This window comes from Staphylococcus sp. AtHG25 (assembly GCF_003217445.1).
Classification (GTDB): domain Bacteria; phylum Bacillota; class Bacilli; order Staphylococcales; family Staphylococcaceae; genus Staphylococcus; species Staphylococcus haemolyticus.
In genome coordinates this window covers 117249-139607 of sequence record NZ_QJSN01000001.1, presented here as the reverse complement: position 1 = coordinate 139607, position 22359 = coordinate 117249, and the positions used below count along the sequence as shown (strand labels likewise).

21 protein-coding genes and 1 pseudogene are annotated in these 22359 nt (G+C 33.7%); 16 read left to right on the top strand and 6 right to left on the bottom strand.

Features of this window, described 5'->3' with window-relative positions; all coding sequences use genetic code 11:
• Positions 1-76 precede the first annotated feature (76 nt).
• The 8 genes and pseudogenes from BDW31_RS12980 to gtfB all read left to right on the top strand — a co-directional run.
• Positions 77-2752: pseudogene (locus tag BDW31_RS12980) on the top strand (LPXTG cell wall anchor domain-containing protein); the annotation flags it as partial.
• Positions 2753-2940: 188 nt separating this feature from the next.
• Entirely contained in the window at positions 2941-4140 is a 1200-nt protein-coding gene (secY2, locus tag BDW31_RS00605; RefSeq protein ID WP_037558375.1) for an accessory Sec system protein translocase subunit SecY2, read from the top strand.
• A gap of 9 nt (positions 4141-4149) precedes the next feature.
• Positions 4150-5724 carry an accessory Sec system protein Asp1 gene (asp1, locus tag BDW31_RS00600; RefSeq protein ID WP_110708912.1) on the top strand — a complete coding sequence of 525 codons (1575 nt, stop codon included), beginning with the start codon at positions 4150-4152 and terminating at the stop codon, positions 5722-5724.
• On the top strand, positions 5714-7276 hold the full coding sequence (asp2, locus tag BDW31_RS00595) for an accessory Sec system protein Asp2 (RefSeq protein ID WP_110708910.1): 1563 nt from the start codon (positions 5714-5716) through the stop codon (positions 7274-7276). Before asp1 ends, asp2 begins: the two co-directional genes overlap by 11 nt.
• Positions 7260-7802: an accessory Sec system protein Asp3 gene (asp3, locus tag BDW31_RS00590; RefSeq protein WP_011274658.1), complete on the top strand. Its 543-nt coding sequence runs from the start codon at positions 7260-7262 to the stop codon at positions 7800-7802. The genes asp2 and asp3 overlap by 17 nt, the downstream gene beginning before the upstream one ends.
• A complete protein-coding gene (gene secA2, locus BDW31_RS00585; protein WP_110708908.1) occupies positions 7795-10185 on the top strand; it encodes an accessory Sec system translocase SecA2 in 2391 nt (796 codons plus the stop codon). The genes asp3 and secA2 overlap by 8 nt, the downstream gene beginning before the upstream one ends.
• Positions 10186-10201: 16 nt before the next feature.
• Complete coding sequence (gene gtfA / locus BDW31_RS00580; protein ID WP_110708906.1) at positions 10202-11710, top strand: accessory Sec system glycosyltransferase GtfA; 1509 nt, start codon at positions 10202-10204, stop codon at positions 11708-11710.
• The gene (gene gtfB / locus BDW31_RS00575) at positions 11703-13040 is read left to right on the top strand and encodes an accessory Sec system glycosylation chaperone GtfB (protein WP_053017735.1); all 1338 of its coding nucleotides are present in this window, start codon (positions 11703-11705) and stop codon (positions 13038-13040) included. Before gtfA ends, gtfB begins: the two co-directional genes overlap by 8 nt.
• 327 nt (positions 13041-13367) lie before the next feature.
• Here gtfB and BDW31_RS00570 read toward each other — a convergent pair whose 3' ends face one another.
• From BDW31_RS00570 to BDW31_RS00560, 3 genes are read right to left on the bottom strand one after another with little or no spacing between them, the layout of a single operon-like run.
• Complete coding sequence (locus BDW31_RS00570; RefSeq protein ID WP_037538185.1) at positions 13368-14366, bottom strand: sensor histidine kinase; 999 nt, start codon at positions 14364-14366, stop codon at positions 13368-13370.
• 3 nt (positions 14367-14369) lie between these two features.
• Complete coding sequence (locus BDW31_RS00565) at positions 14370-15026, bottom strand: response regulator transcription factor (protein WP_180535354.1); 657 nt, start codon at positions 15024-15026, stop codon at positions 14370-14372.
• Between the two features lie 21 nt (positions 15027-15047).
• Positions 15048-15239, bottom strand: a complete 192-nt coding sequence (locus BDW31_RS00560) for a hypothetical protein (protein WP_033079658.1) — start codon at positions 15237-15239, stop codon at positions 15048-15050.
• 217 nt (positions 15240-15456) lie between these two features.
• Here BDW31_RS00560 and BDW31_RS12625 point away from each other — a divergent pair, with 217 nt between their 5' ends.
• The 6 genes from BDW31_RS12625 to BDW31_RS00540 all read left to right on the top strand — a co-directional run bounded on the left by BDW31_RS12625 (position 15457) and on the right by BDW31_RS00540 (position 18340).
• Positions 15457-15585 carry a hypothetical protein gene (locus BDW31_RS12625; protein WP_257643615.1) on the top strand — a complete coding sequence of 43 codons (129 nt, stop codon included), beginning with the start codon at positions 15457-15459 and terminating at the stop codon, positions 15583-15585.
• Between the two features lie 21 nt (positions 15586-15606).
• Positions 15607-16065: a DUF4352 domain-containing protein gene (locus BDW31_RS12620; RefSeq protein WP_257643616.1), complete on the top strand. Its 459-nt coding sequence runs from the start codon at positions 15607-15609 to the stop codon at positions 16063-16065.
• 207 nt (positions 16066-16272) lie between these two features.
• Positions 16273-16452 (top strand): hypothetical protein, encoded by a 180-nt coding sequence (locus tag BDW31_RS12615; protein ID WP_257643617.1) that lies wholly within the window; start codon positions 16273-16275, stop codon positions 16450-16452.
• 14 nt (positions 16453-16466) lie between these two features.
• The gene (locus BDW31_RS12830; RefSeq protein WP_309146102.1) at positions 16467-16622 is read left to right on the top strand and encodes a hypothetical protein; all 156 of its coding nucleotides are present in this window, start codon (positions 16467-16469) and stop codon (positions 16620-16622) included.
• A 274-nt stretch (positions 16623-16896) separates the two neighbouring features.
• Positions 16897-17373 (top strand): peptide-methionine (S)-S-oxide reductase, encoded by a 477-nt coding sequence (locus BDW31_RS00545; RefSeq protein WP_048667904.1) that lies wholly within the window; start codon positions 16897-16899, stop codon positions 17371-17373.
• A 175-nt stretch (positions 17374-17548) separates the two neighbouring features.
• On the top strand, positions 17549-18340 hold the full coding sequence (locus BDW31_RS00540) for an SDR family oxidoreductase (RefSeq protein WP_375342104.1): 792 nt from the start codon (positions 17549-17551) through the stop codon (positions 18338-18340).
• A 69-nt stretch (positions 18341-18409) separates the two neighbouring features.
• Here BDW31_RS00540 and BDW31_RS00535 read toward each other — a convergent pair whose 3' ends face one another.
• Together BDW31_RS00535 and BDW31_RS00530 are read right to left on the bottom strand one after the other, a co-directional pair.
• A complete protein-coding gene (locus BDW31_RS00535) occupies positions 18410-18769 on the bottom strand; it encodes a DoxX family protein (protein WP_037538195.1) in 360 nt (119 codons plus the stop codon).
• 18 nt (positions 18770-18787) lie between these two features.
• Positions 18788-19840 (bottom strand): LLM class flavin-dependent oxidoreductase, encoded by a 1053-nt coding sequence (locus tag BDW31_RS00530; RefSeq protein ID WP_110708902.1) that lies wholly within the window; start codon positions 19838-19840, stop codon positions 18788-18790.
• Positions 19841-20073: 233 nt separating this feature from the next.
• Here BDW31_RS00530 and BDW31_RS00525 point away from each other — a divergent pair, with 233 nt between their 5' ends.
• Positions 20074-21243, top strand: a complete 1170-nt coding sequence (locus tag BDW31_RS00525; protein ID WP_180535379.1) for an MFS transporter — start codon at positions 20074-20076, stop codon at positions 21241-21243.
• Between the two features lie 65 nt (positions 21244-21308).
• Positions 21309-21482, top strand: a complete 174-nt coding sequence (locus BDW31_RS12400; RefSeq protein ID WP_174165700.1) for a hypothetical protein — start codon at positions 21309-21311, stop codon at positions 21480-21482.
• 40 nt (positions 21483-21522) lie between these two features.
• Here BDW31_RS12400 and BDW31_RS00520 read toward each other — a convergent pair whose 3' ends face one another.
• Positions 21523-22092, bottom strand: coding sequence for a TetR/AcrR family transcriptional regulator (locus BDW31_RS00520; protein ID WP_110708898.1), 570 nt, complete (start codon positions 22090-22092; stop codon positions 21523-21525).
• Positions 22093-22359 lie beyond the last annotated feature (267 nt).

Below are 22359 nucleotides of genomic sequence, written 5' to 3'. Positions count from 1 at the left end.
AACAAGCACAGCGAACAGCCAAAGCGCATCAACAAGTACGTCAACAAGCACAGCGAACAGTCAAAGCACATCAACAAGTACGTCAACAAGCACAGCGAACAGTCAAAGCACATCAACAAGTACGTCAACGAGCGTGAGTGATTCAACAAGTGCAAGCACATCATTAAGTGGATCAACGTCAACAAGCGTGAGTGACTCAACAAGTGCAAGCACATCATTAAGTGATTCAGCGTCAACAAGTGTGAGTGATTCAACAAGTGCAAGCACATCATTAAGTGAGTCAACGTCAACAAGTGAGAGCGACTCAACAAGCACAAGCACATCATTAAGTGGATCAACATCAACAAGCGTGAGTGATTCAACAAGTGCAAGCACGTCATTAAGTGGATCAGAAAGTGCGAGTCTTTCAGACTCAGCAAGTGCAAGCACATCATTAAGTGATTCAGCGTCAACAAGTGTGAGTGATTCAACAAGTGCAAGCACATCATTAAGTGATTCAGCGTCAACAAGTGTGAGTGACTCAACAAGTACAAGCACATCATTGAGTGCGTCAACATCAACAAGTGAGAGTGACTCAACAAGCGCAAGCACATCATTAAGTGATTCAGCGTCAACAAGTGAGAGTGACTCAACAAGCGCAAGCACATCATTAAGTGATTCAGCGTCAACAAGCGTGAGTGATTCAACAAGTGCAAGCACGTCATTAAGTGGATCAACGTCAACAAGTGAGAGTGACTCAACAAGCACAAGTACGTCATTAAGTGAATCAACAAGTACGAGTCTTTCAAACTCAGCAAGTGCAAGCACATCATTAAGTGGATCAACGTCAACAAGTGTGAGTGATTCAACAAGTGCAAGCACATCATTGAGTGCATCAACATCAACAAGTGAGAGTGACTCAACAAGCACAAGTACGTCATTAAGTGAATCAACAAGTACGAGTCTTTCAAACTCAGCAAGTGCAAGCACATCATTAAGTGATTCAGCGTCAACAAGCGTGAGTGATTCAACAAGCGCAAGCACGTCATTAAGTGGATCAACGTCAACAAGTGAGAGTGACTCAACAAGCACAAGTACGTCATTAAGTGAATCAACAAGTACGAGTCTTTCAGACTCAGCAAGTGCAAGCACATCATTGAGTGCATCAACATCAACAAGTGTGAGTGACTCAACAAGTGCAAGCACATCATTGAGTGCGTCAACATCAACAAGTGTGAGTGACTCAACAAGTGCAAGCACATCATTAAGTGCATCTACATCAACAAGCGTGAGTGATTCAACAAGTACAAGCACATCATTGAGTGCGTCAACATCAACAAGTGTGAGTGACTCAACAAGTGCAAGCACATCATTAAGTGCATCAACATCAACAAGCGTGAGTGATTCAACAAGTACAAGCACATCATTGAGTGCGTCAGCATCAACAAGTGTGAGTGACTCAACAAGCACAAGTACATCAGATAGTGCATCAACGTCAACAAGCATGAGTGATTCAACAAGTATGAGCACATCATTAAGTGGATCAGAAAGTACGAGTCTTTCAGACTCATTAAGTGCAAGCACATCAGTTAGTGCATCAACATCAACAAGTGTGAGTGACTCAACAAGTGCAAGCACGTCATTAAGTGGATCAACATCAACAAGCGTGAGTGATTCAACAAGTACAAGCACATCATTAAGTGAGTCAACGTCAACAAGTGTGAGTGACTCAGCAAGTGCAAGCACATCATTAAGCGATTCAGCGTCAACAAGCGTGAGTGATTCAACAAGTGCAAGCACGTCATTAAGTGGATCAACGTCAACAAGTGTGAGTGACTCAACAAGCACAAGTACGTCATTAAGTGAATCAACAAGTACGAGTTTTTCAAACTCAGCAAGTGCAAGCACATCATTAAGTGGATCAACGTCAACAAGTGTGAGTGATTCAACAAGTGCAAGCACATCATTGAGTGCGTCAACATCAACAAGTGTGAGTGACTCAACAAGCACAAGCACATCATTAAGTGGATCAACGTCAACAAGTGTGAGTGATTCAACAAGTGCAAGCACATCATCAAGTGAATCAACGTCAACAAGTGTGAGTGATTCAACAAGTGCAAGCGTATCGACATCAATCAGTACATCAATATCAATGAGCGAATCAAGTTCAACAAGCGCAAGCACATCAGATAGTACATCTACGTCAGCAAGTACGTCAGAAAGTAGAAGTGCTTCACATTCAATGAGTGGAACAGATTCAAATAATACTTCAAGCTCAGACAGCAAATCACATTCAATCAGTAATTCTGATTCTAATACGACGTCAGATAGTGCATCAGCATCAACAAGTATTAGTGATTCAAGTAGCACAAGCACATCAGATAGTAATGCTTCACATTCATTCAGCACATCACATTCTGTAAGTGAATCAAATTCTATGAGTACTTCTCACTCACAATTTGATTCAATATCAACTTCAGAAAGTATGAGTGGAACAGATTCAACAAGCTTGAGCACGTCACTAAGTCACTCAGCATCAACTTCAAACAGTACGTCAATGACTACTTCTGAATCTCAAAGTAATAATGATTCACAAATGCATAGCAATTCACTTCATCATGATGCTAAAGATGAATTGCCTGATACTGGAGATAGTGACTCTAATTCAACAGGACTTGTATCAGCTGTTGCAGCAATGTTAGCGGGATTAGGATTATTTGGTAAATCTCGTAAAAATAAAAAAGATAAAAAGAATAAAGGATCAGAACAATAAACTACTTCATGTGGGAGATAGATTTATAAAATAATCACTTTTCTATAAGTTGGTTGTCTATCCTTAAAAAAAGAGGCTAAAGTATAATTATTGGTTGGAATAATGTATGTATAAACCAAACTAATTAATATCTTTAGCCTCTTTGATATAATGTAAAAAAATTTATTTTTAAAATTTTAGGTGAAATTATGATTAAGAAACATGAATATAAGATTTTATACAAGAGGATTTTATTTACCTGTTTCATTTTAATTGTTTACATTTTTGGAAGTAATATTTCAATAGTGGGTTCGGAAGGTATTTATGATAACAAAGATACATTTTTCAAATTAGCAGTTTCAAATGTAGGTGGGGATCTTCATACATTAAATGTATTCTCATTAGGTCTTGGACCTTGGTTAACATCACTAGTTATCATTATGTTATTAAATTATCGTAATTTGGATCAAGCAACGAAACAAACACGTTCTGAAAAGCATTATAAGGAAAGAATTATAACAATAGTGTTTGCAATATTTCAAAGTTATTTTGTAATCAGTACGTATATTCATAATAACTTTATTAAAGATTCAAACATCATTTTACTCATGCTAATTCTTGTTGCGGGGACAATGTTATTGGTTTGGTTAGCAGATCAAAATATTACATACGGTATTTGTGGTCCAATGCCAATTGTATTAACAAGTTTAATCAAATCATTATTTAATAACCAACACTTTTTTAAGTTAAGTGTAAGTGTCTTATTACTTATATTAGTAATTGTGACATTAGTCATAGCATTACTCATTCTATTATTTATTGAGTTATCGGAATATCGACTCAATTACAAAGACATCATGAATAACTCTACGAATAAGACACCAACATATTTAGCATGGAAATTAAATCCGGCTGGAAGTATTTCAATTATGATTAGTTTATCAGTATACGTACTGTTAAATAATATGATTAATTTAATAGCTACATTGCTCGGGTCAAACGCAAATTTCGAATTTTTAAGTTTTGCTAATCCGATAGGTATTATGTTTTATATTGTGTTACAAATCGTACTGAGTTACTTGCTGTCACGATTTTTGATTAATACTAAGAAAAAGGCGGATGAATTTCTAAAGAATGGGAATTATTTTGATTCTATACGTCCGGGTCGTGAGACAGAGCGGTATTTAAATAGTAAGGCTAGAAGAGTATGTTGGACTGGTGCCATATTGGTAGCATTGATTCTGGCAGTGCCATTATATTCAACATTGTTGGTGCCCAATCTATCAACAGAAATTTACTTTTCAATGCAACTGATTATCTTAGTGTACATCAGTATTAATATTGGTGAGACGATTCGCACGTACTTATACTTTGATCGTTACAAGCAAATCTTGAATAAATATTGGTAGGAGATAGTTATGAAACAGTTTATACCTGCATGGTACGATTCGAACAATTGGTGGGATAGCGCTGTTGTACCCTTTTATATAAAAAGAAAAACGACAGAATTTGATGACATGGTAAGTTTAATGTTGATGCATCATAAAAACAATGAACCATTCAATACAATCATCTTGAATTATAATCCCCTGTTGCGATTATTTTTACATCGTCATGAGCTTTATGAAATGAATTATTGGTCTCTTTTTGATGAGATACAAGGTGCAACGCATGGCACACCTGTAGCAATTGATTATAGAGAATTATCTTGGTCAGAAGACACTGAATTTATTTATACGCCATTTCAAGTCTTGGCCATTAAAAGTGATAATCAATTTTCTAAGATGATTTTTAGTCAAGAAGGCTATTTAATTTGCATTGAGGATTATGAACACAAAACACTAAGCCGTAAATTGATATTTGATGATAGAGGGTTTGTGTCATCGATTGAAATTTATCATGATGGACAATCACCAATGAAACGATATTACTTAGCGGTTAAAGGTCAGATCATTATGACTCAAGATTTTATGACTGAAAAAATTACTATCCAACCAGAATTCTATGACCTTTTTCAGAAGAAGTCATATGGCAATATGGATGAACTTATTTTTGAAAAAATTCAACAATACAATACTTCAACATTAGCGGATGACGATAAAGTGATTATTGCTGCAGATAAAAGACACAATTATGTATTAACAGATACATTCAAACCTGAGAATATGTGTTTCTCATTATTCAGGCAGAGAAATGCATACATCGATGCGACGTTATTAGAAACTATTGGAAAAGCGAATCAATGTATAGTTGATACACAAGCAAATGCGACTAAATTAAATCAATTCATAACTCAGAATCCTGAGTACCAACCATTCAAAATTATGCGCGTAACGCCGTTTGATGCACAAATGTTACCTAATATAAGTAGTCAATTGTATGAAACGAATATTGGCGTTTGGATAGCTTCACTTAGTGAAGAAGACTTAAAAACGGTTATCAATCAATTGAGTCAATACGTCTCTCAACATGAACAAACCATAATCCATCTGTTAACGCGATTAAATGAGAACGATATACAGCAATGGTTAAGAGATGAAATAGATCAATTAAATGCATTGTTAAATGTTGAGGAAGAAGAATTCTCTCCAGAAGTTCAAGATATTTTACAAACGGAACTTGAAGAAGATGAAATAGAAAAGGTTAAGTTAATTTATGTGCCTTTCGAAGAAGATTTAATGAAGGAATTGTCGCAATTAAGAGTGATTGTAGATTTAAACCAAGAGCCTGATTTATATTTACAAATTTCAAGTATTAGTGCAGGCGTTCCACAAATCAATAGGCGAGAGACGGATTATGTAGATGATAAGTTAAATGGCTTAATTATCGATAATATCCAACAATTAAGTGCAGCGCTAAATTATTTTATAGACAATCTGAAGAATTGGAATTATTCGTTTGCGCATTCTATTAAATTAAGTGATGAATTCAGTTCAGAAAAGATAATCCAAAGATTAAATAGTGTGATTGAAGGTGAAATTCATGGCACGTAAATTCAGAATCTTACAAGTAGGTGGGAAAGATTTAGAACCATTATTTGACAGTAAAAAAGGTGTTGAATGGGATTATTTAGATGATGCATTATTTACGTTTGATAGTGGTTATATTGAAGCGGTAAAAAGTATTATAAATGCATTTGGTAACTTTGATTTAGTATTTGTACAAAGTGCTTACTCACCTGAATTAATGGATTTATTACGAGTCGTCGCTACACCTCACAATACGGTCATCGATGCACAAATGTGGTCTCCCAATTATGATGCTGAACCATTAATCCAACACAAATTTGTAAAGAAACTTAATTATCAAACTGAGAAAGAGCTACATCATCAATTGTTAGCTGTAACATTTCCTGGGCAATATGGCGATAGAGTATCACCAATTAAGACGACTGTTAACCCACATTTTCAAGGAACGTATAAATATGAGGGGAACAAGTCACTCGTGTTAGAAGGTGATTTCGGTACATCATTCAAACCTATTGTTACGTGGACACAAAGTTTAGTAAGTGATAAAGATAAGGTTAACGAGCTTTGGCCGGAGTATTCACTTGAAGGAGATGTAGAAATCGAGTACACATTTAGATTATCTCCGTTTGGATCGACGGAATATCCAGATACAACATTACGTTTTGAGCATAAAGATTTAAATCAACCTATTCAATTACCATTAAGGACGACTCAAATGAATGTCAGCGTATCTCTTAAAGCAAAAGGAAAGGGTAAGTTATGTATTGGTGCCATTCATAAACGTTGGTCACGACTAGAAATGGGACAATTTATTTTGGGTGGACAGCGTTTTACTGATGAGAAACGAGATGAGTTTATACATTATTTTAATCCAGGTGATATGAAGCCCCCGCTCAATGTGTATTTTAGTGGTTATCGTCCTGCTGAAGGATTTGAAGGCTATTTCATGATGAATAAGATGAATGCACCGTTTATCTTAATTGGTGACCCTCGTCTTGAAGGTGGTTCATTCTATCTTGGATCCGAAACTTTTGAACAAGGGATTATCAATGTGATTCAAAAAGCCTTAGACTTTTTAGGTTTCAAGCATGATGAACTTATACTATCAGGGTTATCTATGGGATCATTTGGTGCCTTGTACTATGCAGCTCAATTAGAACCAGCTGCGGTTGTAGTAGGGAAACCGTTATTAAATATTGGTACTATAGCAGATAATATGAAATTGTTACGTCCAAATGAATTTGGCACTGCAAACGATGTGTTGTTGGCGAATACAGGTGGTATTTCCACTGCAGATGTTCAACATTTAGATACACGTTTTTGGGAAAAATTAAAAAACAGTAATCTAACAAATACAACATTTGCAATTGCATATATGTACAATGATGATTATGATGCTACGGCATTTCAAAATTTATCACCAGTATTGAGTCAACAAGGTTCACATGTTATGAGTCGTGGTGTACCGGGTCGACATAATGATGATTCACCTACAATAACAAGTTGGTTTGTCAACTTTTATAACATTATATTAAAAGATCAATTCGGGAGAGATAGCGATGTCAGCATTAAATAGTTATACATTAACGTGGCGTCATATAAATACTACAACCTTTATGTATGGTACGAAATTACGCATTGAGGATGATGGAACATACTTTAACAATCCATTGATGCCATCAGGGACTGTTATACATGATTGGCGTATGTTAACAACTTTTAGTGAACATAAATACGCGCCATCGCTCCCTATTTTGAAAAAGAAACAACAATATAAAGTGATTTTAAATTACAATGTCGAGCCTCTAGGGAGTGTGTATATAAAGATTACATTTTATCGTAAAAATGACACGGAACATTCCAATTTAATCATTCAAAATAGTGATGCAGAATTCGAATTTCCTGAAGAGGCTTATGCTTATAAAATTGAATTAATAAATGCTGGCTTGTCGGAACTTTTTTTCAAAAATATTATTATTCAAGAGTTAGATACAGATGAATCTGAAACACACTCTATCGTTGAAAGTAAAGTTAATTTAGATGTATTAAATCGAGTCATATTTGGCGAAAGTGTTTATGTGCGAGGTGATCAAAATGGCTAATCAAGTTAGTAATGTGATTAACTCGATGCGTTTGAAAAGATTACAGAAGCAGTTAGTGGCAGTAAATCGATTAAGTGATCAAATGCGAAACTGTTCAGATGAAGCATTACAAGCTAAAACAGCTGACTTTAAACAACGTTTAGAGAAACGGGAAACGACGCTGGATAAACTGTTGCCGGAAGCTTATGCAACGATTCGTGAAGCATCGAAACGTGTACTAGGTATGTATCCGAAAGATGTTCAAGTGATGGGCGCCATCGTGATGCATCAAGGTAATATAGCAGAAATGCAAACCGGGGAAGGTAAGACGTTAACAGCGACAATGCCCCTTTATTTAAACGCACTTACAGGAAAAAGCGCATTTCTAATTACTACGAATGATTATCTGGCGAATCGTGATTTTCAAGAAATGCGACCTTTATATGAATGGTTAGGCTTAACAGCGTCACTTGGCTTTGTGGATATTCCAGATTATGAATATGCCGAAAATGAGAAGCAAATGTTATATAACCATGACATCATTTATACAACAAATGGTCGTTTAGGATTTGATTATTTATTTGATAATTTAGCAGACCATATTAATGCTAAATATTTACCTGAATTGAACTTTGCGATTATTGATGAAGTTGATTCAATTATATTGGATGCTGCGCAAACACCACTGGTTATTTCTGGTGCTCCACGTGTGCAATCCAATTTATTCCACATTATTAAGATGTTTGTTGAAACGTTAGTTGAAGATGAACACTTTAAATTAAATGTGAATAAAAAAGAAGTATGGCTTACGGATGAAGGCATTGATGTAGCCAATCATTATTTTAAAGTGAATAATATCTACCTACCACAATATTTTGATTTGGTACGTGTCATTAACTTATCATTACGCGCGAAGTATCTGTTCAAAGATAATTTAGATTATTTTATTTATAATGGCGAAGTTGTACTTTTAGACCGAATTACAGGGCGAATGTTGCCGGGTACCAAACTACAATCTGGTTTGCATCAAGCGATTGAAGCTAAAGAAAGTGTAGAATTATCACAAGATTTAAGTGTAATGGCGACAATTACCTTCCAAAATCTATTCAAATTATTTAATGGCTTTTCAGGGATGACCGGAACCGGTAAGTTGGGAGAAAAGGAATTCTTTGATTTGTATTCTAAGTTAGTAGTTGAAATTCCAACCAATCATCCGATTATACGTAATGATAAAGAAGACCGGGTATATGCGAAATCAGATGAAAAGAATAAAGCGATACTTGAGAAAGTAAAAGAAATTCATGCCACTAAACAACCAGTACTCTTAATAACAAGAACTGCTGAAGCGGCTGAATATTTTTCAACCCAATTATTTAAAGACAATATCCCTAATAACTTATTAATTGCACAGAATGTTGCTAAAGAAGCACAAATGATTGCTGAGGCAGGACAACTGGGTGCTGTTACAGTTTCAACTAGTATGGCTGGTCGTGGTACAGACATTAAGCTTGGCTCTGGAGTCTATGAGCTCGGAGGACTTGCAGTCATAATCAATGAACATATGGAGAATAGCAGGGTTGACCGACAATTGCGTGGACGCTCTGGTCGTCAAGGTGACCCAGGTGTTTCACAGATTTATGTATCATTAGATGATTACATTGTTAAACGTTGGAGTAACTCTAAACTAGCTGAAAATAAAAAACTAAAAGACGTTGATCCAGACAAACTACAAGATAGTCCTTTTTTCAGAAGAAGAGTAAGAGGGATTGTCTCTAAAGCACAGCGTGTATCTGAAGAAACCTCAATGATGGCGCGTGAAATGGCTAATGAATTCGAAAAAAGTATCGGCATTCAACGTGATCGTGTGTATGAAGAGCGCAATCGTATTCTTGAAACGTCAGACTTCAGTGCATTTGACTTTGATTCACTAGCGCGTGATGTCTTTGACTATGATTTGAGAACAAAGCATATTCATAATAAAGATGACATCATCAATTATATTTATGAGCAGTTGAGCTTTAGTTTCAAAGATGACGCTATTAGCCAACAGATTCAAACACGTGAACAAACCATTGATTATCTAGTGCAACAATTTAACAAACAATTAAAAGAGAATATGAAAATTGCAAATAACGATTATTTTAAATTACGATTTCTTCAAAAAGCAATATTGAAAGCCATAGATGTAGAATGGATAAATCAAGTTGATCAACTTCAACAACTTAAAGCGAGTGTTAATAATCGACAAAATGGTCAACGAAATGCAATATTCGAATATCATAAAGTAGCTTTAGAAACATATGAAATGATGCTGATAAATATTAAACGGGCAACGATTCGTAATTTATGTTTAAGTATTCTAACGTTTGATAAAGATCAAGATTTAGTAGTACATTTTCCTTAAAATGAGGTGTTCATAGATGACAATATATAATATTAATTTTGGCATTGGGTGGGCGAGCAGTGGTGTAGAATATGCTCAAGCTTATCGTGCCAAATTATTAAGAGAGGTAAATCAACCAGCTAAATTTATCTTTCTAGACTTTATTTCCGCAGAGAACATTCAAACGTTAACTGACAATATCGGGTTTAAAGATGATGAAGTGATATGGCTGTATCAATATTTCAGTGATATACCTATCGCACCAACAACGTATACGGTTGATGACTTGAAAAAGGATTTAGGTAATCCTGTCACTGCCCAAGTGGTTACTGGTAAAACTATGCGCTTATACATCGGGAATGATAAATCCTATGTGAGCTGTTATTTGAAGAATGAAGATGACATTATTGTCGATCGTGCAGAAGTTGTCGTCAATGGTATGTTAGTTCGGAAAGATTACTATAGCTATGTACGAACTTTCTCGGAATATTATGCACCATATGAGAATCGTGCCAAATTATATAAGCGACAGTTTTACAATGAGGATGGCTCTATTGCTTATAAAGAATATATAGACGGAGAATCGAGTGTCTATGTATTTGAGGATGCTCGATTATACAGTAAACAGGAATTTGTAGCTTATTTTATGAAAAAGTTGCATCTGACTGAACAAGATATCGTTATTATTGATAGATCGACTGAAGTTGGTCAAAGTATATTAGAACATAAAGGATCAAGTAAAGTCGGTATTGTTGTACATGCGGAACATTATAGCGAAAATGCTACAAATGATAGCTACATTTTGTGGAATAACTATTACGAATATGTATTTGCACAAGCACCATATATCGATTTTTATATCACTGCGACGGATTTACAAAATCAAGTTTTATCCGAGCAATTTCAAAAATATACATCTCATCAACCTCGTGTCAGAACTATCCCAGTAGGTAGTCTACATCAATTAAGTTATCCAATTGGGGAAAGAAAGCGATATTCTATGCTTACGGCTTCTAGGTTAGCTAGTGAAAAACATGTAGATTGGATTGCGAAAGCTGTAATTAAAGCTAAAAAGAAAGTGCCAAAATTAACATTTGATATATATGGTCATGGTAACGAAAGATCGAAAATTGAAGAAATCATTAAAGAAAATGAAGCACAAGATTATATTCAACTTAAAGGTCATAAGAAGTTAGATGAAATCTATGTGAACTATGATTTATTTGTATCGGCTTCAACAAGTGAAGGGTTCGGTTTGACCTTAATGGAAGCGGTAGGTTCTGGATTAGGCATGATAGGATTCGATGTGAATTACGGTAATCCAACATTTATTAGTCACGGTGAGAATGGATATCTCATACCAATTGATAAAGATAACCAAGATGTCGAAGTCATTACAAATCTTATGGCTGAAAAAATTGTTCAGTATTTTAATGATGGGCCTAAGCATTCGCATGAGAAATCTTATAAAATTGCAGAATCATTTAAAACTGAGCATATTACGCAAAAGTGGCAAAATCTAATTGATGAGGTGCTATATGATTAATTTATTTGAAATATTTGATGAAGCATCACAAAAACTTCAACAATCACTTCAATTTGCAGGATTTAAACATGAGACCATTGTGATGGATGATGACGGTTTTTTACCCGATAACGTCATGACGCCGTATCAATTTTTTGCAAATTATAAACGAAATGATGACGATAAACCAGCATTTTTTAATGAGGTTCAAGTGCCACCATTATGGGAAATTAAAGGTAATTATAATCATGCAGAAATTATAGATAATGGTAATGTAAGAGGGCGAATATTTTATCGCGAGCATTTTAAAAATCGAATTGTGAGTTTTGTGGAGTGGTTTGATACAAAGGACCGTTTGCGTTCGGTCGATTTTTATAACAAAGATGGATTTAAATTTGCGGAAACGGTATATGATTTAAATAAAAAGCCCATCTTGAAGACTTACGTAGATCGTCAAGGGAAAGAAGTGTTATATGAAAACTTTGTCACAAAAGATATTATATTAGATTGGCAAGGTCAATCGCATTTCTTTGCGTCAAAACAAGACTTCATTAGCTTCTATTTAGACCAAATAGATGTTGATACTTCAACTGTCTTCATCAATTCATTGGCAACACCATTTTTCGTGTTATATCAATCGAATCATATGTTGAATGCAGTGTTATTCTGGCAAGAACAAAGTCATAGTAATGTCCCGGGAAATATGAAGTTATTGTTAGATAAAGAGACGCTGAATTCAAAGGTAATTATCCCAGATAGTGCAGAATTTGAGGCTATTACATCCAATGTTGAGGCGCAGTATCGTCCTTTCATCAGTCAATTGGGCTACTTGTATGATTATCAGAAGCCTAATAATTATAACAAGCAAGTACTTAATTTAACGAATTCTGATGATCTTCCAAATTTAGAAGAAATTATACGACAGTGTGAAGATTATGAATTTCATATTGGTGCTATTACCGAAATGTCAGCTAAATTAATGGGCTTGGGTAAATATGATAACGTTAAACTTTATCCAACAATCACCCAAGCGAAGATTGATCAATTATTCCAAACATGTGATGTTTATTTAGATATCAATAAAGGTGGAGAAATCGTTAATGCTATTGAACGTGCAATGCTCCATAATCAATTAATTTTGGCTTATGATGAAACTGCGCATCGTCGTTCATTTATTGCTAAAAAGAATATTACAAAGCAAGACGAACCTCAACAATTAATTGATATATTAAATGAAATTGCTAAGGAACCAAGTGTATTTAAAGAGCGAGTCAATGCACAACAAGAACAGAATAATCGTATTGAAGAAACTACGTTTAAAAATGTCATTACGAATGCGTTAAATCATTAAATGAGGATAATAAAGCTTTTGAGATAAATGAAGACTTACAAAAAGTCTACTTTTACTCAAAAGCTTTTTTGTTTTGTAAAGGTGTTCTTAGATAGATGATTACTCAAATAAGTTGATACGCGTTCCTGGTGTGTCATAGCACTTAGGTTCATCATTCCACTTTAGTTGAGATGCTCCCCTAGGAGTCTTCGCAACTATGTTTCGTAATCTATCTTAGAACTACACACGAAAGAATGTGAACGCTTATGTTTCTTATGTGGTTTTAATTTAAAACAATTTTTAAGAAAGTATATCTAGTTTTAACAAATAAATGATTTATATAAATAATTACTCTCTGTTGTTTTCAATAGTGATTATAGTACCGTTAGAATCAGATTTAATATTTAATTTTAAAGAGAATCTTTCGCAAATATCTTTAATAATAGTTAAACCTTTAGATTTAGTAGACATATCATTAAAGCCAATACCATTATCCTGAATAGTAATATAATCCTCGTTTAGAAAAATGGTAATACGAGATGAATCAGAATGTTTATAAATATTAGAAATAATGTTATCAAATAAGCGCTCATACCATAATTGGTCACCAAGCCAATAAATAGGGTTACCTTCAACATTTAGAATGGTTAGAATGTTCTTTGAATCTAATAGATAGTGCCATTTATCAATTGTTGTGTTTATACATGCTTGTATATCAACTTGGTGGTTAAACGTATAAAATCTAGTAATATCATCTTTGTTAGGTAATGCCTTAATTAAATTAGAAATATAGTTTATCTTTTCATAAGATAACTCTATATCATTATCATTAATTTGATATTGAAATCCGAGTTGGTATAACTCTAAATTTAATGCAGTTAGAGGCGTATTAATATCATGGGCAAGTTGATTAATGTAATTTTGTTCTTGCTTTTTGTTTTCGATGATTTCTAACTCTCTATATCTTAGTCTGTCTATTAAGATATTTATAGATTGGCCAACTTCATCAATTTCGTCATTTATATGAGTAGGTATGTCTAATTTATTAGGTAATTTGTCACTATTAGCAATGTCTAATAATTTATCATTAAGTAAACGTAAACGATCCACAATTTTATATACATAGCGTGAAGCAATAATAACTAAAGTAATTAGAATTAAGAAGAAAAAGATATAAAAAATTATTGTAAGACCACTGGATTTAAAATTTAAACCGATTGGATAACCCAAGACTTTTTCAATAAATAGAATACATAGTAGTATCATACTATTGATAGCTAAAAAAACTAGAGGTATCGATAATAAACCCAATCCCATGAACATATAGTATTTTTTTAATAGTCTCATAAATTAGCCCCCATTTAATCTATAACCAATACCATAAATTGTCTCAATAATTGTTCCAGAATCTAATAACTTAGTTCTTAATTTTTTTACATAAGCGTTCAAAGTATTTTCAGAAGCGGATTCAAATTGCCAAACGTAATCAATAATTTGATCCTTATTTAAAATCAAATCTCTGTTTTCATACATATAGAAAAATAATCGACGTTCCGTTTTAGTTAAAGATAATTGGTTTCCATCATTAGATTTGATTATCTTGTCTTTAGCATTAACTTTAAACTCATAAAATTGAGCCTCTTTATCAGCATAATGGATAGTTAAAAGATTATTAATCCTAGAAATAAGTTCTCTCGGATTGAAAGGTTTGGTAAGGTAATCATCGCCATTATTCAAACCTTTAACTTTAGAATCGATATCGACTCTTGCTGATAAATAAATAATAGGTATAGTAGAAATGCTTCTTATCTCATCAGTGATAGACAAACCATCATTATTGGGTAACATTATATCCATAATAATGATATGAACGTCATTCAATACGTTAAAAACGCTATCTCCAGTTCTATCTAATGTCACCTGTGCACCTTTTTGTTGTAATATTTGTTTTAAATTTTTAGCGATGGTTTCATCGTCTTCTACTAATAAAATATGAAACCCCTCCATATATTTCACCTCCATGTTTTATTAATTAATTAATATAAATGTTGGTATATAGAATAGCACGTATAAACCAAAGAATAATACGGGAATTTTAAATGTAGGAGAATAATCTTTATCTCTTAACCATAAAAGTATTTCGTATATTCCTGTTAAAAAAGCTACTGCTAAACTCCCCATTGAAATGAGTAATAATACTGATGATATGATACCAGTCATTCTTATGCACTCCTTTATCTGATTTTGTGATTCCAGTTTAAAAATTAATTCTGAAAAAGTTATGAATAATTCGTATTATCTTCTTAAATTCATATAAAAGAGTACGAAAGGTTGGGATATCAATTAATTATTTATGTCACTGAAAAAGTTAAATCAAATATAAAAAATATATGTAAATAGTATCTTTTCAATTTACAAAAAAGATGAGGAGGCTAATATGAAAAGATTATTTTTTATAAGTATTATATTTTTAGTATTTTTAAGAGGATGTTCCTTCAGTGACAACAAAGATAAAGCAGAAAGTGAAGAAGCCAATAACAAGGCTAAAGCTACAGACAAAATGTAAAAATTTAAAATAGGTCAAGTCGTGGATGCTCACGGTGTAGATATTAAAGTAGTTAAAGCAGAATTCGTAGATAACTATGATGAGTATAGTGCACCTGTAAATGGCAAAGCCTTGAGAGTATACATAAATTTTAGAAATAATAACGATGATCAAGTTTTAATGGATAATACTGATTTCAGTATGAAAGTAAATAACGAGAATTATGAAGAATGGTATGGTAGTGAAGATATGCATGAAGGATTTAGCCACCAATTAAATCAGCATAACACTGCATCAGGCTACATTACTTATGATGTACCGGATAGTGATCATTATACTTTAGAATTAGATACCATACCTAATTTCAACAAAGTTAGGGCACAATGGATTATTAATAAATCAGAAATTAAGAATTCAAATGTCACTAAAGATACTTTGACTAGCTCAACTACAGATGTTGAGGACGAATCAGATACAACATCTTCTAGTAAAAAAAAATGATGATTCTAATCAAGCGGACGTGGGCGTGACATACCCTGCTTATATGTATAATGCTTTAGTAGATGAATATAATTCACTCACTGATGGTGAAAAGATGAACCATGTATCTAAAGATGTGTTAGAAATTGAGTATGATCAATTAGAAGCTTGTGTAGAAGCATTGTATGAGAAAGAAAATGCTAAAGCGAAAAAGAATACGAAAAAGCAATGCAAGATTATGAAGACCAATTGGCTCAAAAAGAATATGAACAACAACAAGCAGAACAAGCTGAAAATGAAGCATCTGAATCTGATGACAATTCAAATGGTCCTGGTTCTGATGATCCTTCATTAGACAGTGGAACAGAAGATACAGAAGTTACTTCTTCTGAAGATGACGCAGCATAGAAAAGGAGGTAACAATGGAACATAATTATATGAATGAACCTAAGCCAACTAACAGAATTATTGAAATGATTCTTGGAATAACAGGAAGTATATTTGGAATTATTGGTGGATTGATTGCACTAATTCTAACAAACTATGAAAAAGTTATGGTTCAGAACTTGTTGGATTAATGACTATTGTGGCAACCAGCTCTATTATTTTATCAGCAATAACTTTAACATTAAGCTGTTTAATTAATAAAAGACGTGTTTTAATTGGTATTATACTTATTGTTGCTGCAATAATTCATATATATTTATTAGGATTTTTTGGTTATTTATCAGGTATTCTAATCCTCGTTGCTGGGATTATCGCATTAGTTAGGAAATAATTTGATAGAATAAAAGGAACTATGACAAAGTTCCTTTTATTTTTTTAATTATGATTCGAAATGAGGTGTTAAAGATGGAAACTGTGTACATTGCAGGTGGATGTTTATGGGGAGTTCAAGCGTTTATAAAAACATTGCCAGGTGTCTTATCGACTGAAGCAGGACGTGCAAATGGGATATCTGAAACACTTAGTGACAAATATGACGGCTATGCAGAATGTGTCAAAACAACATTCGACCCTATGCAGACATCAATTACTGACTTAATGAATTATCTTTTTGAGATTATAGATCCATATAGTATTAACAAACAAGGTGTTGATGAAGGACCCAAATATCGTACAGGTATTTATAGTGATGAACAGAAGCATCTTGAAGAAGCACGCGACTTCATCTCAAAACGACCTGATAAAGAGCGAATTGCCGTAGAAGTGTTACCTTTAAATAATTACGTTGCAAGTGCTGAGGAACATCAAGACAGACTCGATAAACATCCAGAGGATATCTCATACTGTCATGTTACACCTGACATGTTGAAAAAATATCTTTGACAAATATGAGCTGTTACAATAATCACTATTTTGTGTAGGTTAGTTCGAAACAATGTCATTAAGAATACGTATATCCAGACAAATTTGGGCAATACAGTACTATAGAAAGTAATTAAATTATAAAAGAAAGAAGCGATAGTAATGACAATTTTACTTACAGGCTCTTGGGTCACATATCACTGAACATGCAGTTAAAGAACAGGTGCCTGATTTTAATATTGGGATACGTAATCCAGATAAAATGCCATCACACTGGAAAGATAAAGTAGGCGTTAGAGAATTAGATTTTAATGAGGAAAGTATGGTTCGTGCATTCAAAGGTATTGATACGGTTATATTTATTCCGAGTATTATTCATCCGTCATTTAAGCGACTCCCAGAAGTGGAGAATTTAGTTAGTGCAGCTCATAAAGCACATGTCTCACACATTATGTTTATTGGATACTATGCAGATCAACATAATAATCCTTTCCATATGAGTCCATACTTTGGCTACGCTGAACGTTTACTTGCATCTAGTGGTCTTAAATATACTTATGTCAGAATAGCGATGTATATGGATCCATTGAAACCTTATTTACCAGAACTTGCAGATATGCGGAAACTCATTTATCCAGCGGGTGATGGCCGTATTAATTATATTTCTAGAGATGATATTGCTAGAGGTATCGTAGCATTATTACAACAACCAGATAAATTTGGACACAGATATTTACTATCTGGCTATAGTTATTCTATGACAGAATTAGCAGCAATTTTGTCTGAAGCAGCAGGTTCTAAGATTGAATATAGTCCTGTTTCTTTGGAAAAGTTCTCAGAAATGTATGATGAACCTAAAGGGTTTGGTGCATTGCTTGCATCAATGTACGAAGCAGGTGCAAGAGGGTTACTTGATCAACATTCAAATGATTTTGAACAACTAGTTCATGATAAACCACAAACTTTCCCAGAATTTTTAAAAAAGTGAACATTAAAAATAGGGCGTGTGATGATAGTCATCGCACGTCCTACTATTACATTATAAAGTTTAACGATACTATTTGTTATCGCAATCGAAAGTATCAGCAAAGCTTAATGCAGCTAAACCTAATAAGTCTAAAGCGTGTTGAGCGCCTTCTTTACCATGTCCAGCTTCAAAGTGTTTGTAAGCAGCAACGCCTAATACACCGAAAGTAGCAATTGAACCTAAACGTGATAAGTTTTTGTTTAAGAAACTAGCAGCATAAAAAGCAGCGGCAGCAGCTTCTACAGTACCAGCTAATTTAACTGAGCTTTCTGGTAAGCCGAATACATTTTGGAATGTATCTTTCATTTCTTGGTCACCTTTTAATTTAGGTTTTGAAGCAGTGTATAATTCTTTAGCAAGTTTTAAGTTTGCAGCATAACGTAAAATCATAATTTAAAAATCTCCTTTTTATTTGTTTTCAAAATATTTATCAACAATAGGTTTAACGCGTTCGCCAAATAGACGGATTGATTTCATTACATACTCATGAGGCATTGAACCTACAGGTGTATGAATCATAAAACGGTTAAGACCTAACGTTTCAACAGTTTCAATAATTTTTTGGGCAACCGTCTCAGGACTACCCAGATAGATTGCGCCCTGACTTCCTACTTCTCTTTCAAACATATTCTCGTCAAAGCTAGGCCATCCACGTTCACGACCTAAAATATCATGGTGTGCCTTTAAAGAGGGGAAGAATTCTTTCTTAGCGTCCTCGTCTGTTTCAGCGATGTACCCCCATGAGTGTACCGATACGGATAATTCGTCTGGATTATGACCGTAAGATTCTGCGACAGATTTATAAATCTCAATATTTCGTGTAAATCGTCTAGGATTACCACCAATAATCGCATACGTTATTGGTAACCCAAAGGCACCAGCTCTTAATGATGATTCAGGTGTACCACCAGTTGCAATGGAAATAGGTAACTTACCATGTTCGACACGTGGATAAATACCTGTTGGGTCGAAACTTGGACGTAATTTACCATCCCAACTTACAACTTCATGTTCGTTGATTTTTAGTAATAATTGCAACTTTTCATTAAATAAGTCTTCGTAGTCATTTAAATTATAACCGAATAATGGGAAAGATTCGATGAATGACCCTCGTCCAATTATAATTTCAGCACGTCCATTAGATACGGCGTCTAATGTCGCATATCGTTGATACACACGTACTGGGTCATCTGATGATAACACAGTTACTGCAGATGACAATTTAATATGCTCAGTACGTGATGCTGCAACAGCAAGTACGGTCACTGGATCTGATACAGCATAATCAGGACGATGATGTTCACCTAATCCATATATATCTAATCCTAATTGATCAGCTAGTTCAATTTCTTCTACAATATCGCGAATTCTCTGAGCATTTGAAACAGCAGCTTGTGTACCATCAGGCATAACCATATCACCATTATCTGCAAATGAAGTCAATCCTAATTCTATTTTCAACACGTCACCTCCATTGGTATAAATTTTATACTAGAATTGTAGTCCTTATTTTAGGATTAGTCAATAGAAATGTTTCGAATTAGAGATTTTTATTTTAAAAAGCGAATATGTGATTTTTAAATGAAAGAACTTTAAAAGTATTTTGTCAATTCCAAATAGTCTTTTGAAAAATAAGTGAAAGTGTCATAATAGGAATGTTGTAGAAAATAGAAAGAAGGGAGAAGCAAATGTCTATCCAAAAAACAATGAATTATAACAAAATAACAACCATATTCTTTATTGCAGGAATTATAGTAATGAGCAGTTTATATACGGCAATTCCATTAACTGCAGAGTTTGCTAAAGACTTTAAAATTCCACAATCAGTTGCAACTTTAAATGGTGTTGCATTTTCCGTTACATATTCAGTAAGTTGTTTGTTTTATGGGACTATTTCAGAAAAATATGGGAGAATTCGCACCATGTTATTTGGAATTTGTGGGCTTGTAATGATTTGTATGGTTATAGGTTTTGTACATTCTTTCGCAATACTGATCGTTTTAAGAGCGATACAAGGTATATTTGCTGCTGCCTTTTCACCAGTATCTATCACATACGTGACAGAAACTTATTCACCGGTCAAACGTATGACTGCGATTAGTTTCATCAGTACGAGTTTCATGTTATCAGGGATTATTGGTCAAAATTTAAGTGAGATCATAGTAGGTTTTTCAAATTGGCATATGGTTTATTTCACTTTAACGGTGCTATATATCATCTTAGCCTTCGTTATTCATAGACAAATTCCTGAAAGTCCTGTGAAGAACCCCAACATACAATTACTTAAATTCTTTAATAATTTTAGTGATTTTAAAACGAATAAATCCGTGCTCTTATGCTATGGGGTGTCGCTAACATTGTTGACGATGTTTATTAGTATGTATACAGTGTTTAATCATTACGTCACTTCCGATACAATTGGTGGGGATGAAACAACTGCGATTAATGCTAAACTGTTTGGTATTATTGGTATGTTGTTGTCTCTAATTGCAGGACGAATCAGTGATCGCATAGGTGTTAAAAATCTTATTTTAAGTGCATTAATTGTGAGTACAGTAGCACTGATCTTAATGTCTGTAACAACAAACATCGTGTTACTAATTATTTGGAGTGTGCTATTTGTAAGTGGTATCGCCTTCGCAATTCCATCAACAATTTCTAAAGTAGGCTTAACTGTTCGAGGTAACCAAGGGTTCTTCTTATCAGTAAACACATTTATTTTATTCTTAGGTACTGCGATTGCACCTATTCTAAGCATTGTCTTAAATACGATTTCAAGTTTCACAGTACAATTTAACATTATAGCTATGATTGGTATTATCGCTATTATGATTGCACTATGCATGACACGTAGGAAATATTAATTGAGGTAACCAATTTCTAATTAAATTTAGTGAATTAGGTTATAACGTAATAAGAGGTGGTTTCAGTGGATAAATCATTAATGATTTCAAACGCATTAAATCTTATTTTAATGATAGTACTCATTATATTTAATATGATTAATATAGGTATTTGGCCAATGGTCATTCTAGCATTATTAATCATAGCTAATAGTATTTTTATGGTTTACAAGACAGTAGACGTTAAAAAACGCAAATGACAAAAAAGCAATCTCACTCTTAATTTATGTGAGATTGCTTTTATTTATCATAACAATATAATGACGTTTCAAGCACATTATTTAATGTTTCAAACACTTCTTCAACTGTATAGTTATAGTCATTTTCTACCCAACGTCGTAGTACTTCTATTACGCCACTACTGTAAAAATCAGCTACAATTTCAGGATGTTTACTTTCTCTAATCTTTTGCGCTAAGAGGTCACGCTTACGAGTTGAGTTATTTAACATCAATTCGCGACTCACATTCGTTAAACTTCTAAATACATCTGACTGTCGAGACGAAACTAATAGATGTTTGAAAATCTTTTTATTATTACCAATGTAATAGATAAAGTCTTCAAATGATTCAGGGGTTGTAATGTCTGCTGATGTGTCACCTTTAGCTATAATTTGTTGTGTAATAAAGTCAGGTAAAGTGTAGAGTAATTCATATTTATCTTGGAAGTATCTGTAGAACGTACTGCGGTTGATTTCTGCAATATCACATATTTTTTGTACGGTGATTTCATCAAAATGATAATCATGTAAAAGTATAAATACAGTTTCATGAATATGTTTAATCATACGCTTTTGATTTGCTGACGGCATTATCTGATTCTCCTATTTATTTAATCTAGTCAGATAGCCTGACGTAATAAGAGTAATTTATCACAATAAAGTTGATTTTTCCAAACATAACAACTGATACTACGTTTAAATTTGTTTATAAAAAAAGAGTAAATAAGTTATTTGAAACGTTTAATACTATAAGAGCGATATAAAAAAGTAGGAGCGAAACTGAGTTTAGTTTCACTCCCTCGCAATATAGCTACGATTGAGAAGAGTTTGTCTTAAGCGCCTTCTCAACTTGGTTTG